Source organism: Mycobacterium sp. 852002-51163_SCH5372311 (assembly GCF_001667115.1).
GTDB lineage: Bacteria > Actinomycetota > Actinomycetes > Mycobacteriales > Mycobacteriaceae > Mycobacterium.
The window spans coordinates 1-1,157 of record NZ_LZIJ01000141.1 but is presented as its reverse complement, the minus strand read 5'-3'; the positions used below and the strand labels follow the sequence as shown (position 1 = coordinate 1,157).

The window sequence follows — 1,157 nt, the reverse complement described above, 5'->3', positions numbered from 1 at the left end:
CCGCACACCCGCCGAAGAACTCGACCGGCTACTGTCAGACCCGTCCACGTTTGTTGCGGCCACCGCTTGAATCCGCCCTGCGGAAATCGCGGGTACCTTCACGGAGATGGGGTGGGTAACAGCACACGCGGGCGCGATCTTCTCCGGTCTGCTGGCCGCGTTCTGGGCTGCGGTCGGCATTGTGGTTCGCCAGCGAGCCGCACAAGCAGTCCCGGGCGACGAGGCGCTATCGGCGACGATGGCGACGACCTTGATTCGCCAGCCGTTGTGGTGGGCGGGAACTCTCGCCGCCGTCGCCGGCTACGTATTCCAGGCGCTGGCGCTGGCGCACGGGTCTTTGCTACTGGTCCAGCCGCTGCTGGTGTCGGCGTTGCTGTTCGCGCTGCCGTTGAGCGCACGACTCTCGCGGCAACGCATCAGCTGGGCCGACTGGGGTTGGGCGGTGCTGCTCACGGCGGCGCTTGCGGTTTTCGTTCTTGTCGGCCAGCCTCACGAGGGTCATAACCGACCCCCGATACCAGCGTGGACACTCGCATTGGCGGTCACGGTGCCGTTGGTGATCGCCTGCGTTGCCGCGGCCCACCGCACCGTCGGACGGGTGCGGGCCATGCTGCTCGCGGTTGCGGTGGCGGTTCTGCTCGGCATGATCGCGGTCTTGACCAAGATCTGCACCCACCGTTTCGCAACCGGGGGATGGCAGCACCTGTTGACCATTCCTGCGCCGTACCTGTTGGTTGCGTTGGCGGTGACGGTGACCGTGGTGCAGCAGTCGGCCTTCCACGCAGGCGCGCTGCAGATGTCCGTGCCGATCATGTTGGTGGGGGAGCCGATCGTCGCGGTCATGCTCGGGGTGGTGGTTCTCGGTGAGCACCTGACGGCAAGAGGCCCGGCTGCACTGATCCTGGTGGTCGCCGTGTTGGCGATGCTCGCGGCCACCATCGCGCTGGGCCGCGATCAAGCTCCGGCGGTTAATGAATTTGCCGGGCGGCCCCAGGGTGTCGCGCCGCGGACACGCAAGTCGTCAGCGGCTGCGGTACGCATCGACTGAAGCTGAGAAGCCGGCGAGCAGCGTGAGCTAGCTGTACTCAGCCAGGACGTTGGTAGCAGGCGTGTCGGGTTGATGTGAGAAGAACCTCCGGGTGAGGTGTGGCTTGTCG

The 1,157-nt window shown here is 66.4% G+C and carries 1 protein-coding gene; it reads left to right on the top strand.

Going from position 1 to position 1,157, the window contains the following annotated elements; translation table 11 throughout:
* Positions 1–106: 106 nt before the first annotated feature.
* Positions 107–1,048, top strand: coding sequence for a DMT family transporter (locus tag A5791_RS16535; RefSeq protein ID WP_197504708.1), 942 nt, complete (start codon positions 107–109; stop codon positions 1,046–1,048).
* The last annotated feature ends 109 nt before the right edge of the window (positions 1,049–1,157 follow it).

Coding starts and splice junctions, on each gene's coding strand:
- A5791_RS16535 (WP_197504708.1), top strand. CDS start 107: ATGGGGTGGGTAACAGCACACGCGGGCGCGATCTTCTCCGGTCTGCTG.